This is a genomic window from Achromobacter pulmonis, from assembly GCF_002885955.2.
In the GTDB taxonomy this organism is placed as follows: domain Bacteria; phylum Pseudomonadota; class Gammaproteobacteria; order Burkholderiales; family Burkholderiaceae_B; genus Achromobacter; species Achromobacter pulmonis_A.
The window spans coordinates 721,569-736,479 of the sequence record NZ_POQS01000001.1 but is presented as its reverse complement, the minus strand read 5'-3'; the positions used below and the strand labels follow the sequence as shown (position 1 = coordinate 736,479).

Sequence of the window (14,911 nt, the reverse complement as noted above, 5' to 3'; positions counted from 1 at the left end):
GCGTTCCTCAGGCGTTGACGACGCGGCTGTCGGCGGGGATCAGCACCTGCACGGCCTCGCCCGGCTGGAACTGCGCCACCATGTTGCCGGCGTGCAGTTCGACGCGGATCTCCGAGCCGTTGGCCAGTTCGATCCGGTAGGCCGTCTTGAAGCCCAGGTACTGGCGTCGCAGCACCTTGCCGGGCAGGGTGTTGGGCACGTAGGGCGTGGGCGCCATCAGCGCCAGCTCCTCGGGCCGCGCGATCAGGATGCCCTGGTCGTCCAGGCGCTCGCTGCCCTGCATGCCGTCGAAGCCCAGGCCGCAGAGTTCGTAGCGCACGTGTCCGGCCGGCGCGCCGGCCTGGCCGTTTCTGGCGGGCACGGGAATCACGTTGGCCGAGCCGATGAAGTCCGCCACATAGGCGTTGACCGGCGTGCCATAGAGTTCCTCCGGCGTGCCCAGCTGCGCGATGTCGCCGCGGTCCATGATGGCGATGCGGTCCGACATGGCCAGCGCTTCTTCCTGGTCGTGCGTCACGAACACGGTCGTGATGCCGGCCTCGCGCACCAGGTCCAGGATCACGTCGCGCATCTGCAGCCGCATCTTGGCGTCCAGGTTCGACAGCGGCTCGTCCATCAGCAGCACGCGCGGGCGGATCACCAGCGCGCGCGCCAGGGCCACGCGCTGGCGCTGTCCGCCGCTCATCTGGGCGGGAAAGCGTTCGGCCAGCGCCTGCAGGCCGACCTTGTCCAGCGCCTCGTTGACGCGGCGCGCGATCTCGGCGCGCGCCACGCCGCGCGCGCGCAGGCCGTAGGCCACGTTGTCGAACGCGGTCTTGTCGGGAAACAGCGCGTAGTCCTGGAACACCATGCCGATGTCGCGGCGGTGCGCGGACACGTGGGTCACGTCGTCCCTGTCGAACAGCAGGCGTCCGCCGTCGGGCGCGTAGAAGCCGGCGATGCAGCGCAGCAGGGTGGTCTTGCCGCAGCCGCTGGGGCCGAGCAGCGTATAGAACGCGCCGTCCGGGATGTGCAGCGAAAGGTTGCGCAGCACCTGCTGCCCGCCGAAGGTCTTGACGATGCCGTCTACCGTGATTGATGCCATGTTGGGTTCCCCGATGAGGTTCCCGGCATCATAGGAATGGGCGCGCGGCGCGACCAGCAGTGTTTTTTAAGGCGTGGCGTTAGATTTTCTAAGAGGTCGGCGCGCGTGCAATCCCCTAGAATGCGGCTGGACGGAGGGGTGTGCGCGCGTTCGACGCCGGGCACCGAGAATAAATACACGACAAGGGTAGACGTGGGACAACGCAGCATAGCGCGGCGCCGGGCGGGCGCCCGGGCGCGCCGCCATTGAGATGGCGGCGCCCAGCCTGCCGCCGCTGAAGGCCTTGCGGGTGTTCGAAGTCGCGGCGCGGCTGCGCAGTTTCACCGCGGCGGCCGAAGAACTCAGCATCACGCACAGCGCGGTCAGCCAGCAGATCCGCATCCTCGAAGAGTATGTGGGCCAGCCCCTGTTCGCGCGCGAGGCGCGCGGCGTGGCGCTGCTGCCTTGCGCCCAGGCGTATTTTCCCGAAGTGCAGGCCAGCCTGGAGCGCATCGCCGCGGCCACCGCCAAGCTGAAGTCGCCCGGCTACGGCGGCGCGCTGCGCGTAAGCGCCACGCCGTCCCTGACCATGAAGTGGCTGATCCCGCGCCTGTCGGCGTTCCAGGCGCTGCATCCGGGCATCGACGTGCAGCTGACCACGCAGGGCCGTCCGTTCCTGGACCGCGGCGGCGACGCCGGCAGCGACGTGCTGGTCCGCCTGGGCTACCTGGCGCATCCGGAATTCACCTGTGTGCACTGTCTGGACGATTTCCACGTGCCGGTGGCCTCGCCGCGCTTCATCGAGCGCAACCGCCTGGCCGCGCCGGCGGACTGCCTCGGCCATCCGCTGCTCAAGGTCGCCGGCGGCATGGACCACTGGCCGCGCTGGTTCGCGCTGGCCAAGGTGGACGTGCCGGCGCAATTGCCCGGCCCGGTGTTCGACCATCAGTTCCTGTGCATGCAGGCCGCCATGAACGAGCTGGGCATCGCGCTGGCGCCCTGGTGCCTGCTGGACGACGACATCCGCGCCGACCGGCTGCGCCCGCTCTTCACGCTGCCGCAACTGCCCAACGCCGGCATCCACGCGCTGTACCGCCCGGACAGCCCGGCGGCGGCCGCGGCGCAATTATTCATCGAATGGCTGCGCGCCCAGGGGCGCGAGGCCTCGCAACCCGCCTAGGAATTCCCCATGCTACTGCCCACGTCCAACCCTGGCCTGCAATGGCGCGGCATCGCGCCGCCGCTGGCGCTGTCGGACTACAAAGTGATCGCGTTCGACATGGACTCCACGCTGATCTCCATCGAGACGCTGGACGAGATGGCCGACCTGATGGGCAAGAAGGCCGAAGTCGCGGCGCTGACCGAGGCCGCCATGCGCGGCGAAAGCGTGGACTACAAGCAAAGCCTGCGCGAGCGCGTGGCGCTGCTGGCCGGCATGCCGGCCGCGATGCTGGACCGGGTCTACGAGGAGCGGGTGCGCATCAACCCCGGCGCCGAGACGCTGATCGCGGCCTGCAAGGCGGCCGGCCTGACCTGCCTGCTGGTGACCGGCGGCTTTACCTGCTTTACCGACCGGCTGCGCGCGCGCCTGGGCCTGGACGACGTGCGCGCCAACGTGCTGGAAGTGCGCGACGGCCTTCTGACCGGCCGGCTGCTGCCGCAGCCCTGGGGCGACATCTGCGACGGCGAGGAAAAGCGCCGCAAGCTGCTGGAGGTGTGCGCGGCGCGGGGCGTGGGGCCGCAGCGCGCCATCGCGGTGGGCGACGGCGCCAACGACCTGCCGATGATGCGCGCGGCCGGCCTGTCGGTGGGCTATCGGGCCAAGCCGGTGGTGCGCCAGGAAGCCAAGGTGGCGATAGACGAAGGCGGCCTGGACCGCCTGCTGGAGCTGTTCGCCTGAATCAGATCAGGCCGCGGATCTCGACGGCCGGATCGACGTCGGCCTCGTAGTCCACGCCCTCGACCTCGAAGCCGAACAGGCGCAGGAATTCCTGCTTGTAGCCGGCGAAGTCCGTGAGCTGGTAGACGTTCTCGCTGGTGACCTGCGGCCACAGCGCCTGTACCCGGGCCTGCACCTCGGGATCGAGTTCCTTGCGGTCGGCGCGCAGCCGGCCTTCCTCGTCCAGGATCGGCGCAGGGCCGCAAATGCTGTCGCGGTACAGCCCGTAGACCTGTTCGATACAGCCTTCGTGCGTGCCTTGCTCTTTCATGACCTTGAAGAGCAGCGACAGGTACAGCGGCATCATCGGGATCGCGGAGCTGGCCTGCGTGACCACGGCCTTGAGCACCGACACCCGGGCGTCGCCGCCGCGCGCGGCGAGCCTGGCGCGGATGTCGAGCACCTTGCGGTCCAGGTCTTTCTTGGCCGCGCCGATCGATCCGTTCCAGTAGATGTCGTGGGTGATCTTCTCGCCCAGGTAGGTGAAGGCCGTGGTGGTGGCGCCTTCGGCCAGCACGCCGGCCTCCAGCAGCGCGTCGATCCACATCTGCCAGTCCTCGCCACCCATGACCGCCACGGTGGCGTCGATCTCGGCCTGGGTGGCGGGTTCCAGCACGGATTCCCTGACCACTTCACGGTCGGTGTCCAGGCCGCGCAGGGTGACGGGCGCGCCGACGGGCTTGAGCGTGGAGTTGTAGACCTCGCCGGTCCGGGGATGGGTGCGGCGCGGCGCGGCCAGGCTGTAGACCACCTGGTCGATCTGGCCCAGGTCGCGGCGGATGGCCTCGATGGTCTTCTGCTTGATCTCGTCGGAGAACGCGTCGCCGTTGATGCTCCTGGCGTAGAGGCCGGCGGCCTGCGCCGCTTCGTGGAAGGCGGCGCTGTTGTACCAGCCCGCGGTGCCCGGCTTGCCGCCCTCGGGGGCGCGCTCGTAGAACACGCCCAGCGTCTGCGCGCCGCAGCCGAAGGCCGCGCTGATGCGCGCCGCCAGGCCGTAGCCGGTGGACGCGCCCAGCACCAGGACGCGCTTGGGTCCGCCGGCTATCGGCCCCTGGGCGCGGACGTAGTCGATCTGGTTCCTGACGTTGGCGGCGCAGCCGGCAGGGTGGGTGGTCACGCAGATGAAGCCGCGCACACGGGGCTTGATGATCATGAGGGCCTCGGTTCGGGAAATATCGGGAAAAGCGCTAGGGCGACCCGCATTGTACGGGAGCCGCCCGGCAAGGACTCAGCGGGCGCGGGCGTCGGCCAGCGGCGCGCCCGGCGCGCGTCCGCGGCGCCATTCCACCACGCCGATGCAGATGCCGCTGGCGCAGATGATGGCGATGCCCAGCCAGGTCAGCGCGTCGGGAAAATGGCCCCACACCAGCCAGCCGACCGCGGTGGCGCTGATGATCTGCAGGTACACGAAGGGCGCCAGCGTCGAGGCCGGCGCGCGGCGGTAGGCGGCGATCTGGAACAGATGGCCCAGGCCGCCGGTGATGCCGGTGGAAATCAGCAGCAGCCAGTCCTGCGGCGCCAGCGCGCGCAGCACCGGCATGGCAGGCGGCAGGATGAAGGGCAGGGCGAGGGTGAGCACCACGGTGCCGACCGCGCCGCTCCAGATCAGCGAGGTGAACGGATCGTCGCCGGCCACGCGGCGCGTGGCGATGAACTGCACCGCGAAGCAACAGGCCGTGAGCAGGCCGAACAGGGTGCCCACCGGGTCCAGGCCGCCGCCCGGACGGATCACGATGACGACGCCGACGAAGGCCACGCCGGCGGCCACGAAGCGCGACAGGCGCGCCGGCTCGCGCAGTATCCAGGGCGCGGCCGACAGCACCAGCAGCGGGGCGAGGAAGTTGATGGCGGTGGCCTCGGCCTGCGGGATGTAGCTCAGCGTGGTGAAGAACATCAGCGTGGCCAGGAACATGGAGCCGCCGCGCAGGATCTGTTCGCGCGGCTTCTTGCTGCGCACGATGCCCAGCCCGCGCGCCGGCAGCACCAGCGCCAGCACCAGCACCAGGTGCACCGCGTAGCGGAACCAGGACAGCACCAGTAGCGGCACGCCCGCGCTCATGACCCACTTGCCGCTGGCGTCCAGGCAGGACAGGACCCACATCGAAAGCACCAGAAACAGCACGCCCAGCATGGGGCCGCTGGCCGCGGGCGCGTCTGCGCGCGTACGACCGCTATCGGCCGGGTTCATCGGAAGACTCCTTGATTTGGGGCCCTGTTCCAGGGTACTGACGGGCGGCTGACATGATACGCTCATCGAGCCGGGGGAACAGGCTCATGATCGAATTACGCAACATCGAAACTTTTTTCTGGGTGGCCACGCTGGGCAGCTTCCGCGCGGCCTCCGAAAAACTCAACACCACGCAGCCTGCGGTATCGCAACGCATCGCCTCGCTGGAGGCCGACCTGGGCGTGCGCCTGTTCGAGCGCGAGGCGCGCGGCGTCAAGCTCACCGGCAAGGGCCATGAATTGCTGTCGCACGCCGAACGCATGCTGCAGCTGCGGCGCGACATGTTCGAGGCCGCGCGCGAGCAGAACGTGATGACGGGCACCGTGCGCATCGGCGTGGCCGAGACCATCGTGCAGACCTGGCTGCCGGCCCTGATCGAACTCATCCACACCAACTATCCGGCGCTGGTGCTGGAGATCGAGGTCGACACCACGCACGTGCTGCGCTCGCACCTGATGTCGCGCCAGATCGACCTGGCCTTCCTGATGGGGCCGGTGCTGGAGGCGCGGGTCGAGAACCTGGCGCTGTGCACCTATCCGCTGGCCTGGGTGGCCAGCCCGGTGCTGGACCTGGGGCCGGAGCCGCTGACGCTGGAGCGCATCGGCAAGCTGCCCATCATCACCTATCCGTCCAACAGCGCGCCGTACCGGGTCGTGCGCGACATGCTGACGCGCGCCGGCGTGACCGCGCCGCGCATGTACGGCAGCGCCTCCATGTCGATGGTGGTGCGCATGACTCAGGACGGCATCGGCACCAGCGTGATCGCGCCGGTGTTTCTGGGCAAGGAGCTGGCGCGCGGCGAACTGCGCATCCTGCGGGTGCAGGCCGACCCCTTGCCGCAGCTGAGCTTTACCGCGACCTGGGTGCAGGGGCCGGACAGCCACGCGGTGCGCGTGATCGCGCAGATGGCCCAGAAAGTGGCCGCCCAGGCCGGCGACGGGACGCCTTGCTAGCCGTTGGCAGGGTAGGTGTTTTCCCCAGCAGACAGTGTCCCTATTTTTATGAAAGCCGTTTTTGCGGCGCCGCGCAAAACCGCCGCCGCGGCCCGCAAAGCCGCGCCACAGCGTGATTTGCGCAAAAAGTCGTAGCCCGCGTCCGGCAGACCCAAGAAATATTTATACCCCCGTATCGCAACATACGATTGGACGCTCCCGGGCCCTGACGCTGCAATGGCGGCGCATCTACGATCGCCGCGGGGCTACTGACTCCCGATCAGCCATCCGCGCGCCACCGGGATAACGGGGTCCCGCGCGCGGCATACCATCCCGCCAGCTAGGAGTTTTGTCCATGAAAAAGTCTCTAGTTTTCGCCGCAGTCGCCGCCGGCCTGCTCGCCGGCGCCGCCCAGGCGCAAGACCTGCCCAAGACCCAGTTGAAGGTGGTGGGCGGCCTGAGCAACCTGACCGCCTACAACGACTACGAAAAACCGTTCTGGACCAAGACGATCCCCGAGCTCTCCAAGGGCCAGGTCACGGCCACGATCAAGGGTTTCAACGAAATGGGCCTCAAGGGTCCCGAGCTGCTGCGCCTGATGTCGCAGGGCGTGGTCGAGTTCGGCACCGCCACGCTGGCGTACTTCGCCAGCGACAACCCGATCAACGAGGCGATCGACCTGGCCGGCCTGGCGCCCGACGTCAAGACCGCGCGCGCCGTGACCGACGCATTCGAGCCGGTCTACGCCAAGCTGTACGGCGAGGGCAGCAACGTCAAGCTGCTGGGCATCTCGACCTATCCCGCGCAGGTGCTGTTCTGCAACGCCGAGATCAAGGGCCTGGCCGACATCAAGGGCAAGAAGGTCCGCACCAGCAGCCGCACCACGGCCGAGTTCGTCGAGGCGCTGGGCGGCTCCAGCGTGACCATGGCGTTCGGCGAAGTGGTGCCGGCGCTGCAGAACAAGGTGGTCGACTGCGCCATCACGGGTTCGCTGTCGGGCTACTCGGCCAAGTGGTACGAGGTCTCCACCCACCTGGTGGCGCTGCCGATCAACTGGAACCAGCAGATCCACGCCGTCAACCAGAAGGCCTGGGACAAGCTCGATCCCAAGGTCCGCAGCTTCCTGCAGACCAACGTGAAGACCCTGGTCGACGACATCTGGGACGCCGCGGCGCGCCAGACCCAGGAAGGCTATGACTGCAACACCGGCGCGGCCGCGTGCCCGTACCCGGTCAAGGGCAAGATGGTCCTGGTCCAGCCCACGGACGCGGACCGCGAACTGCTGAAGAAGGTCACGCAGGAAGCCGTGCTGCCCAAGTGGGCCGCGCGCTGCTCGGCGCAATGCGTGAACGACTTCAACGCCACGATCGGCAAGACGCTGGGCGTCGTGGCGAAGAAGTAGAGCCCCCCCCGAAGCGCTGCGCGCTTCCCCCCCAGGGGGGCATGCCTGAGGACCGGCGGAGCCGGATCCTCGGCATCCCGATGGGATGTGCCTGGTGCGTAGGGTGGCTAGGGTTTGCGGCTGTTTTTCAAAGGTTTTTTTATGACTCAAACCGAACACTTTCGCCTGCTGGGCGGCATATTGCGGCGCGCGGAGAGTTTTTCGCGGCTGGCGGTGTGGGCCGGCGGCGCGTTGACGGTGGCCAGCGTGCTGCTGATTTCGTTCGATGTGCTCGCGCGTAAATTTCTGGGGTTCACGACTGGCGGGGCCGATGAGCTGTCCAGCTACGCCTTCGCCATCAGCACCTCGTGGGCGCTGGCGTTCGCGACGCTGCAGCGGGCCAATGTGCGCGTGGACGTGCTCTATCAGCACATGCCGGTGCGCGTCGCCGCGGTGCTGGACTGGATCTCGCTGGTGGCGCTGGCGGTTTTCATGGTGTACCTGACGTATTACGCCTCCGAAGTGGTGCAGGCCTCGTGGACGCAGAAGTCCGCCGCCAATACGCCGCTTGCGACGCCGCTGTGGATTCCGCAGGGCTTGTGGGCGCTGGGCCTGGCGTGGATGTGCGTGACGGTGGCGCTGATGCTGGCGCGCGCCTCGGCGGCGCTGGTGACCGGCGATATCGAACTGGTCAGGAACATCTGCGGCGTGCGCTCGGCGCAGGAAGAAGCTGAAGAAGAAGCCGCCGCCGGCGAGCGCATGGTCAAGGGAGACGCCGCATGATTTCCACCGCTTTGATCCTGCTGCTGGTGCTGATCGGCCTGTCGATTCCCGTAGGCGCCGCGCTGGGCGTGCTGGGCCTGATCCTGGACCCGCTCTTTTCCATGCTGCCGCTGACGCGCGCCATCGGCGAGATTTCCTGGAGCACCAACAACGAATTCCTGCTGGTGGCGATTCCGCTGTTCATCATGCTGGGAGAAGTGCTGCTGCGCGCGGGCTTCGCCGAGCGCATGTACGGCGCGATGAGCCTGTGGCTGTCGTGGCTGCCGGGCGGGCTGATGCACGCCAACATCGGCGCCTCCACGCTGTTCTCGGCGACCTCGGGCTCCAGCGTGGCCACGGCCGCGACCGTGGGCACGGTGGCCATTCCGCAGATCCGCAAGTACGGCTACAACGAGCCGCTGTTCCTGGGCAGCCTGGCCGCCGGCGGCACGCTCGGCATCCTGATTCCGCCGTCCATCAACCTGGTCATCTACGGCGTGCTGACGAATTCCTCGGTGCCCAAGCTGTACCTGGCCGGCATCATCCCGGGCTTCGCGATGGCGGCGCTGTTCATGCTGACCGTGGTCCTGGCCTGCGTGGCCAAGCCGTCGTGGGGCGGCAAGAAGGTCCAGGCCACGTGGGGCCAGCGCATCGCCAGCCTGGTGCACCTGGCGCCGCCCATGGGGATCTTCTTCCTGGTGGTGGGCTCCATCTACGCCGGCCTGGCCACGCCGACCGAGGCCGCCGCGCTGGGCGTGCTGGGCGCGCTGATCCTGGCCGCCTGGTTCCGCCGCCTGACGTGGTCGATGCTGCGCGAGGTGATGGAAGGCACCATGCGTTCGACGGCCATGATCATGCTGATCGTGATCGCCGCCAGCTTCCTGAACTTCGTCATGTCGGCCACCGGCCTGACCGACGCGCTGACCCAGTCCATCTCGGGGCTGGGGCTGTCGCCGGGCTGGATGCTGCTGATCCTGGTGATCTTCTACCTGGTGCTGGGCTGCTTCATGGAAACCCTCTCCATGATGATCACCACCATTCCCATCGTGGCGCCCATCATGATCGGCCTGGGCTTCGATCCCATCTGGCTGGGCATCGTGATCATCATCCTGGTCGAGGCCGCGCTGATCACGCCGCCGGTCGGGTTGAACCTGTTCGTGGTGCAGAGCCTGCGCAAGAGCGGGTCCATGAACGCGGTCATCGTCGGCAGCCTGCCGTTCGTGGCGGCCATGTTCGTGATGCTCGCGCTGCTGGCGTTCTGGCCCGACCTGGCGCTGTGGCTGCCGCGCGTGTTCGGCTAGGGCCTGTGCATGGCTCCTTTTAGTGTGAACAGGCCCTAGGGCGCCGCCGCAAACCTTCTTTCGGACGCGGCGGGCGCCGCGTCCTTTACCTCTCAGATTCCGCAGGACAGATATGAAAGCCGTATTCCAGATCGAAGATTCCCAGCCGCGCCGGGTGGAAGTCGAGTTCAATTCCGTGATCGTGGCCGGCTGGGCCGGACGCGACATGGCCGCCATCGAGCACCACATCGAGGAACTGGCCGCCATCGGCGTGCCGCGCCCCAGCAGCGTGCCGCTGTACTACCGCATCGCCGCCAACCAGCTGACCCAGGACGAGACCGTGCAGGCGCTGGGCGAGGATTCCTCCGGCGAGGTCGAGACCTTCGTGTTCGCGATCGACGGCGAGATGTACGTCAGCATCGCGTCGGACCACACCGACCGCAAGCTCGAAACCTACAGCGTGGCCATGTCCAAGCAGGTCTGCGTCAAGCCCCTGGCCACGGGCGCATGGCGCCTGGCCGACGTGGCCGACTACTGGGACGAGCTGGTCATCCGCTCGTACATCGTGGAGAACGGCGCGGAAGTGCTGTACCAGGAAGGCCCGCTGGCCTCGCTGCGCACGCCGCAGGACCTGGTGGCCGGCTACACCGGCGGCAGCGCCGTGCTGCCCGCGGGCGCGGGCATGACCTGCGGCACGGTCGGCGCCATCGGCGGCATCCGCCCGTCGGTGGACTTCGCCATGGAACTCTACGATCCGCGCCGCCAGCGCAGCCTGCGCCACCGCTATCATGTGGAGACGCTGCCCGTGGTGGCCTGAGGCCGCCGGCCGTCCCCGTGTGTACTTGAGCCGCCCAGCGGCACCAGGATGACTATGTTTCCGACCCTGAACGAACTGAACCAGGCCCTGAACGAGGGCCGCACGACGTCCGTGGCGCTCACCGAGGCCGCGCTGGCCCGCGCCCGCGACGAGGCGGGCGAGGGCGCCCGCGTCTACACCAAACTGTATGCCGAGGCGGCGCTGGCCCAGGCGCGCGCGTCGGACACGCTGCGCGCGGCGGGCATCGTGCGCTCGGCCGTCGAAGGCCTGCCCATCAGCATCAAGGACCTGTTCGACGTCGAGGGCGAGACCACGATGGCCGGCTCGGTGGCGCGCGCCGGAGAACCCGCCGCCGACGCCAACGCCGAAGTGGTGCAGCGCCTGATCGCCGCCGGCGCCGTCATCATCGGCCGCACCAACATGACCGAGTTCGCCTACTCGGGCCTGGGCATCAACCCTCACTACGGCACCCCCCTGAATCCCTACGACCGCGCCACCGGCCGCATCCCCGGCGGCTCGTCCTCGGGCGCGGCGGTGTCGATCACCGACGGCATGGCCGTGGCCGCCATCGGCTCGGACACCGGCGGCTCGGTGCGCATTCCGTCTGCGCTTTGCGGCCTGACGGGCTTCAAGCCCAGCGCCTGGCGCGTGTCGATGGAAGGCGTGCTGCCGCTGTCGGCCAACCTGGACTCGATCGGCCCCATCGCCGCCAGCGTGCGCTGCTGCGCCGAGCTGGACGCGATCCTGTCGGGCGACGGCGGCCCGGCGCCGCAGGCGCTGCCGCTGCGCGGCCTGCGCCTGGCGGTGCCGACCACGCTGGCGCTGGACGGCATGGACAGCCACGTGGCCGCCAGCTTCGAGGCCGCGGTCGCGCGGCTGCGCGAGGCCGGCGCGCTGGTCGACGAGATCGCCGTGCCGGAATTCGCGCAGCTGGCCGCCATCAACGCCAAGGGCGGCTTCACCGCGGCCGAGGCCTGGGCCTGGCACCGCGACCTGATCGCGCGCGCCGGCCAGCGCTACGACCCGCGCGTGGTGTCGCGCATCATGCGCGGCAAGGACATGAGCGCGGCCGACTACCTGGACCTGCTGGACGCCCGCGAGGCCTGGGTGGCGGCGGTGGACCACCGCATCGCCGGCTACGACGCGCTGATCATGCCGACCACGCCCATCGTGGCGCCGGCGGTGGCCGACCTGGCCGCCGACGAAGCCTATTACGCGGCCAACGGCCTGATCCTGCGCAATCCCACGCTCATCAACTTCCTGGACGGCTGCGCGCTGTCGCTGCCTTGCCATGCGGCGGGCACGGCGCCCGTGGGCCTGATGATCGCGGCCAGCAACGGCGCCGACCGCCGCGTGCTGGCCATCGGCCTGGCCGTCGAGGAACTGCTGGCGCAAGCGAGAGGCTAGCCATGATCGCCAATTCGATGCGAGCCGGCGCGCAGGCGGCGCGCCAGGTGCGCCTGGACGCCCGCAGCGGCCGGCTGACCGGCCCCACGGCCAACCTGGCGCCGGGCCACGTGCAGGCCAACCTGGCGATCCTGCCGCGCGCGCTGGCGGCGGATTTCCTGCATTTCTGCCAGCGCAATCCCAAGCCGTGCCCCTTGCTGGCCATGTCCGAGCCGGGCGATCCGGCGCTGCCCGAGCTGGGCGAGGACATCGATATCCGCACCGACATTCCGCGCTATCGCGTATGGAAGAACGGCGAGCTGGTGGCCGAGCCCACCGACGTGCGCGACATCTGGCGCGACGACCTGGTGTCGTTCCTGATCGGCTGTTCGTTCTCGTTCGAGGAAGCCATGCTGGACAACGGCCTGCCGGTGCGCCACATCGAGCAGGGCTGCAACGTGCCCATGTACCGCACCAGCATCCAGACGCACCCGGCCGGCGTGTTCGGCGGGCCGCTGGTGGTGTCGATGCGGCCGCTGAAGGCCGCCGACGCGATCCGCGCGATCCAGGTGACCTCGCGCTTTCCGTCGGTGCATGGCGCGCCCGTGCACCTCGGCGACCCGGCCCTGATCGGGATCGCCGACATCGATCGCCCGGACTACGGCGACGCGGTGGAAATACGGGAAGGGGAGATGCCGGTGTTCTGGGCCTGCGGCGTGACGCCGCAGTCGGTGGTGGCCTCGGTGCGGCCGGAATTCTGCATCACGCACGCGCCCGGGCACATGCTGGTCACCGATCTCATCAACAGCCGGATGGCGGTGTAGCGCAAGCCGGGCTCCGCGGAGCCCGGCGCGAGAGACATCAGAAGATGTGGCGGAAGCCCACGGCGGCGCCGACCTGGTTGCTCTTGCNATGCCGACCACGCCCATCGTGGCGCCGGCGGTGGCCGACCTGGCCGCCGACGAAGCCTATTACGCGGCCAACGGCCTGATCCTGCGCAATCCCACGCTCATCAACTTCCTGGACGGCTGCGCGCTGTCGCTGCCTTGCCATGCGGCGGGCACGGCGCCCGTGGGCCTGATGATCGCGGCCAGCAACGGCGCCGACCGCCGCGTGCTGGCCATCGGCCTGGCCGTCGAGGAACTGCTGGCGCAAGCGAGAGGCTAGCCATGATCGCCAATTCGATGCGAGCCGGCGCGCAGGCGGCGCGCCAGGTGCGCCTGGACGCCCGCAGCGGCCGGCTGACCGGCCCCACGGCCAACCTGGCGCCGGGCCACGTGCAGGCCAACCTGGCGATCCTGCCGCGCGCGCTGGCGGCGGATTTCCTGCATTTCTGCCAGCGCAATCCCAAGCCGTGCCCCTTGCTGGCCATGTCCGAGCCGGGCGATCCGGCGCTGCCCGAGCTGGGCGAGGACATCGATATCCGCACCGACATTCCGCGCTATCGCGTATGGAAGAACGGCGAGCTGGTGGCCGAGCCCACCGACGTGCGCGACATCTGGCGCGACGACCTGGTGTCGTTCCTGATCGGCTGTTCGTTCTCGTTCGAGGAAGCCATGCTGGACAACGGCCTGCCGGTGCGCCACATCGAGCAGGGCTGCAACGTGCCCATGTACCGCACCAGCATCCAGACGCACCCGGCCGGCGTGTTCGGCGGGCCGCTGGTGGTGTCGATGCGGCCGCTGAAGGCCGCCGACGCGATCCGCGCGATCCAGGTGACCTCGCGCTTTCCGTCGGTGCATGGCGCGCCCGTGCACCTCGGCGACCCGGCCCTGATCGGGATCGCCGACATCGATCGCCCGGACTACGGCGACGCGGTGGAAATACGGGAAGGGGAGATGCCGGTGTTCTGGGCCTGCGGCGTGACGCCGCAGTCGGTGGTGGCCTCGGTGCGGCCGGAATTCTGCATCACGCACGCGCCCGGGCACATGCTGGTCACCGATCTCATCAACAGCCGGATGGCGGTGTAGCGCAAGCCGGGCTCCGCGGAGCCCGGCGCGAGAGACATCAGAAGATGTGGCGGAAGCCCACGGCGGCGCCGACCTGGTTGCTCTTGCCGGCGATTTCGCCGCTGGCGGCGTCGCTGACCTTGTTCCAGTCCACGGTGCCGTACAGCTGCGAGCGCTTGGACAGCGAGTACTCGGCCACGGCGACCAGCGCGTAGCGCTTGCCCTTGTCGCCTTCTTCCTCGACGTTCTTGCTCTGGTCGAAGTAGGCCGCGCCGGTGATGGCCCAGCGCGGCGTGGCCTGCCACGTTACGCCGGCGAAGTAGCCGTTGTCCTTGCGGTCCAGGTTGGCGGTGGTGGTGCCGCCCATGACGCCGTTGACCCAGCCGGTTTCGTCGCGGCCGTTGTAGTAGCCGACGAACAGCTTGGCGCCGTCGAACTGGTACGAGGCGTTCAGGTTCCAGACGCGCTGGCGCAGGTCGGAATCGGTGCCCGCGTAGGTCTGCTGGTATGCCGCGCCCAGGCCCAGCTGGCCGATGGTGTAGCGCAGGCTGGCGCCGTACTGCTGGCCGGCCTTGTGGTCGTCCCAGTCTTCGCCGTTGGCCCACGACAGCACCATGGACAGGTCGCCGAAGGTATTGGCGTACTTGGTCATGTTGTTGGTGCGCACGCGCGACATGGCGGCCGGCAGCCAGGCGTTCTGGTCGTAGTTGCCCACGGTCAGCGGATCGAAGGGAACCTCTGAACAAGTCCAACGAACCTGTCAGAATATAAGTTATTGAAAACAGTCCGATCCGAGTGAACCCGATGAGCCAGTTGAGTTTTTCCGAAGCCGAGTACGTTGGCAAACGCAAGAAAACGCGCCGTGAGAAGTTTCTGGCCAAGATGGAGCGTGCGGTGCCGTGGAAGCTCTTTGCCGATCTGGTCGATCCGCATTACCCCAAACCGGGCATCGGTCGTCCACCGTATCCGCTGGAAACGATGCTGCGCATCTACTTCATGCAACTGTGGTTTTCGCTGTCGGACCCGGCCATGGAAGAGACGCTGTACGACAGCTTTTCGATGCGCCAGTTTGCCAAACTGCCTGGAGGTCGTGTGCCGGACGAGACCACCATTTTGAACTTCCGTCATCTGCTCGAGCAGCACAACATTGCCGACCAAGCGCTTGAGGCGGTCAA

General features: G+C 68.4%; 14 protein-coding genes and 2 pseudogenes. 12 read left to right on the top strand and 4 right to left on the bottom strand.

What is annotated here, in order from left to right; all coding sequences use genetic code 11:
- Positions 1–7: 7 nt before the first annotated feature.
- Complete coding sequence (locus C1I89_RS03360; RefSeq protein ID WP_102771353.1) at positions 8–1,084, bottom strand: ABC transporter ATP-binding protein; 1,077 nt, start codon at positions 1,082–1,084, stop codon at positions 8–10.
- 250 nt (positions 1,085–1,334) lie between these two features.
- Here C1I89_RS03360 and C1I89_RS03355 point away from each other — a divergent pair, with 250 nt between their 5' ends.
- Positions 1,335–2,243, top strand: a complete 909-nt coding sequence (locus tag C1I89_RS03355; RefSeq protein ID WP_102771352.1) for a LysR substrate-binding domain-containing protein — start codon at positions 1,335–1,337, stop codon at positions 2,241–2,243.
- 9 nt (positions 2,244–2,252) lie between these two features.
- A complete protein-coding gene (gene serB / locus C1I89_RS03350) occupies positions 2,253–2,963 on the top strand; it encodes a phosphoserine phosphatase SerB (RefSeq protein WP_102771351.1) in 711 nt (236 codons plus the stop codon).
- Position 2,964: 1 nt separating this feature from the next.
- Here the strand turns inward: serB and fabV are convergent, their stop codons facing one another.
- Complete coding sequence (gene fabV / locus C1I89_RS03345) at positions 2,965–4,155, bottom strand: enoyl-ACP reductase FabV (RefSeq protein WP_102771350.1); 1,191 nt, start codon at positions 4,153–4,155, stop codon at positions 2,965–2,967.
- A gap of 75 nt (positions 4,156–4,230) precedes the next feature.
- The gene (locus C1I89_RS03340; RefSeq protein WP_102771349.1) at positions 4,231–5,190 is read right to left on the bottom strand and encodes a DMT family transporter; all 960 of its coding nucleotides are present in this window, start codon (positions 5,188–5,190) and stop codon (positions 4,231–4,233) included.
- 86 nt (positions 5,191–5,276) lie between these two features.
- Between C1I89_RS03340 and C1I89_RS03335 the strand changes: the two genes are divergently transcribed.
- The 9 genes and pseudogenes from C1I89_RS03335 (at position 5,277) to C1I89_RS03295 (ending at position 13,757) form a co-directional block, all read left to right on the top strand.
- Positions 5,277–6,182, top strand: coding sequence for a LysR family transcriptional regulator (locus C1I89_RS03335; protein WP_102771348.1), 906 nt, complete (start codon positions 5,277–5,279; stop codon positions 6,180–6,182).
- Positions 6,183–6,516: 334 nt separating this feature from the next.
- The gene (locus C1I89_RS03330) at positions 6,517–7,563 is read left to right on the top strand and encodes a TRAP transporter substrate-binding protein (RefSeq protein ID WP_102771347.1); all 1,047 of its coding nucleotides are present in this window, start codon (positions 6,517–6,519) and stop codon (positions 7,561–7,563) included.
- A 141-nt stretch (positions 7,564–7,704) separates the two neighbouring features.
- Positions 7,705–8,325 (top strand): TRAP transporter small permease subunit, encoded by a 621-nt coding sequence (locus tag C1I89_RS03325; protein ID WP_102771845.1) that lies wholly within the window; start codon positions 7,705–7,707, stop codon positions 8,323–8,325.
- Positions 8,322–9,605: a TRAP transporter large permease gene (locus tag C1I89_RS03320; RefSeq protein ID WP_102771346.1), complete on the top strand. Its 1,284-nt coding sequence runs from the start codon at positions 8,322–8,324 to the stop codon at positions 9,603–9,605. The genes C1I89_RS03325 and C1I89_RS03320 overlap by 4 nt, the downstream gene beginning before the upstream one ends.
- A 112-nt stretch (positions 9,606–9,717) precedes the next feature.
- A complete protein-coding gene (locus C1I89_RS03315; RefSeq protein WP_102771345.1) occupies positions 9,718–10,401 on the top strand; it encodes a DUF2848 domain-containing protein in 684 nt (227 codons plus the stop codon).
- Positions 10,402–10,455: 54 nt separating this feature from the next.
- On the top strand, positions 10,456–11,808 hold the full coding sequence (locus C1I89_RS03310; protein ID WP_102771344.1) for an amidase: 1,353 nt from the start codon (positions 10,456–10,458) through the stop codon (positions 11,806–11,808).
- A 2-nt stretch (positions 11,809–11,810) separates the two neighbouring features.
- A complete protein-coding gene (locus C1I89_RS03305) occupies positions 11,811–12,611 on the top strand; it encodes a putative hydro-lyase (protein ID WP_440130615.1) in 801 nt (266 codons plus the stop codon).
- Positions 12,612–12,690: 79 nt separating this feature from the next.
- Positions 12,691–12,954: pseudogene (locus C1I89_RS03300) on the top strand (amidase); the annotation flags it as partial.
- Positions 12,955–12,956: 2 nt separating this feature from the next.
- Positions 12,957–13,757, top strand: a complete 801-nt coding sequence (locus tag C1I89_RS03295) for a putative hydro-lyase (protein ID WP_440130615.1) — start codon at positions 12,957–12,959, stop codon at positions 13,755–13,757.
- 37 nt (positions 13,758–13,794) lie between these two features.
- Here the strand turns inward: C1I89_RS03295 and C1I89_RS03290 are convergent.
- Positions 13,795–14,466: pseudogene (locus tag C1I89_RS03290) on the bottom strand (porin); the annotation flags it as partial.
- A gap of 74 nt (positions 14,467–14,540) precedes the next feature.
- Between C1I89_RS03290 and C1I89_RS03285 the strand changes: the two are divergent.
- Positions 14,541–14,911 (top strand): transposase (locus tag C1I89_RS03285; protein ID WP_146196871.1); only part of this gene is annotated, 371 nt, incomplete at its 3' end.

Coding starts and splice junctions, on each gene's coding strand:
- C1I89_RS03295 (WP_440130615.1), top strand. CDS start 12,957: ATGATCGCCAATTCGATGCGAGCCGGCGCGCAGGCGGCGCGCCAGGTG.
- C1I89_RS03340 (WP_102771349.1), bottom strand. CDS start 5,190: ATGAACCCGGCCGATAGCGGTCGTACGCGCGCAGACGCGCCCGCGGCC.
- C1I89_RS03315 (WP_102771345.1), top strand. CDS start 9,718: ATGAAAGCCGTATTCCAGATCGAAGATTCCCAGCCGCGCCGGGTGGAA.
- serB (WP_102771351.1), top strand. CDS start 2,253: ATGCTACTGCCCACGTCCAACCCTGGCCTGCAATGGCGCGGCATCGCG.
- C1I89_RS03320 (WP_102771346.1), top strand. CDS start 8,322: ATGATTTCCACCGCTTTGATCCTGCTGCTGGTGCTGATCGGCCTGTCG.
- C1I89_RS03310 (WP_102771344.1), top strand. CDS start 10,456: ATGTTTCCGACCCTGAACGAACTGAACCAGGCCCTGAACGAGGGCCGC.
- C1I89_RS03325 (WP_102771845.1), top strand. CDS start 7,705: ATGACTCAAACCGAACACTTTCGCCTGCTGGGCGGCATATTGCGGCGC.
- C1I89_RS03330 (WP_102771347.1), top strand. CDS start 6,517: ATGAAAAAGTCTCTAGTTTTCGCCGCAGTCGCCGCCGGCCTGCTCGCC.
- C1I89_RS03355 (WP_102771352.1), top strand. CDS start 1,335: ATGGCGGCGCCCAGCCTGCCGCCGCTGAAGGCCTTGCGGGTGTTCGAA.
- C1I89_RS03360 (WP_102771353.1), bottom strand. CDS start 1,084: ATGGCATCAATCACGGTAGACGGCATCGTCAAGACCTTCGGCGGGCAG.
- C1I89_RS03335 (WP_102771348.1), top strand. CDS start 5,277: ATGATCGAATTACGCAACATCGAAACTTTTTTCTGGGTGGCCACGCTG.
- C1I89_RS03305 (WP_440130615.1), top strand. CDS start 11,811: ATGATCGCCAATTCGATGCGAGCCGGCGCGCAGGCGGCGCGCCAGGTG.
- fabV (WP_102771350.1), bottom strand. CDS start 4,155: ATGATCATCAAGCCCCGTGTGCGCGGCTTCATCTGCGTGACCACCCAC.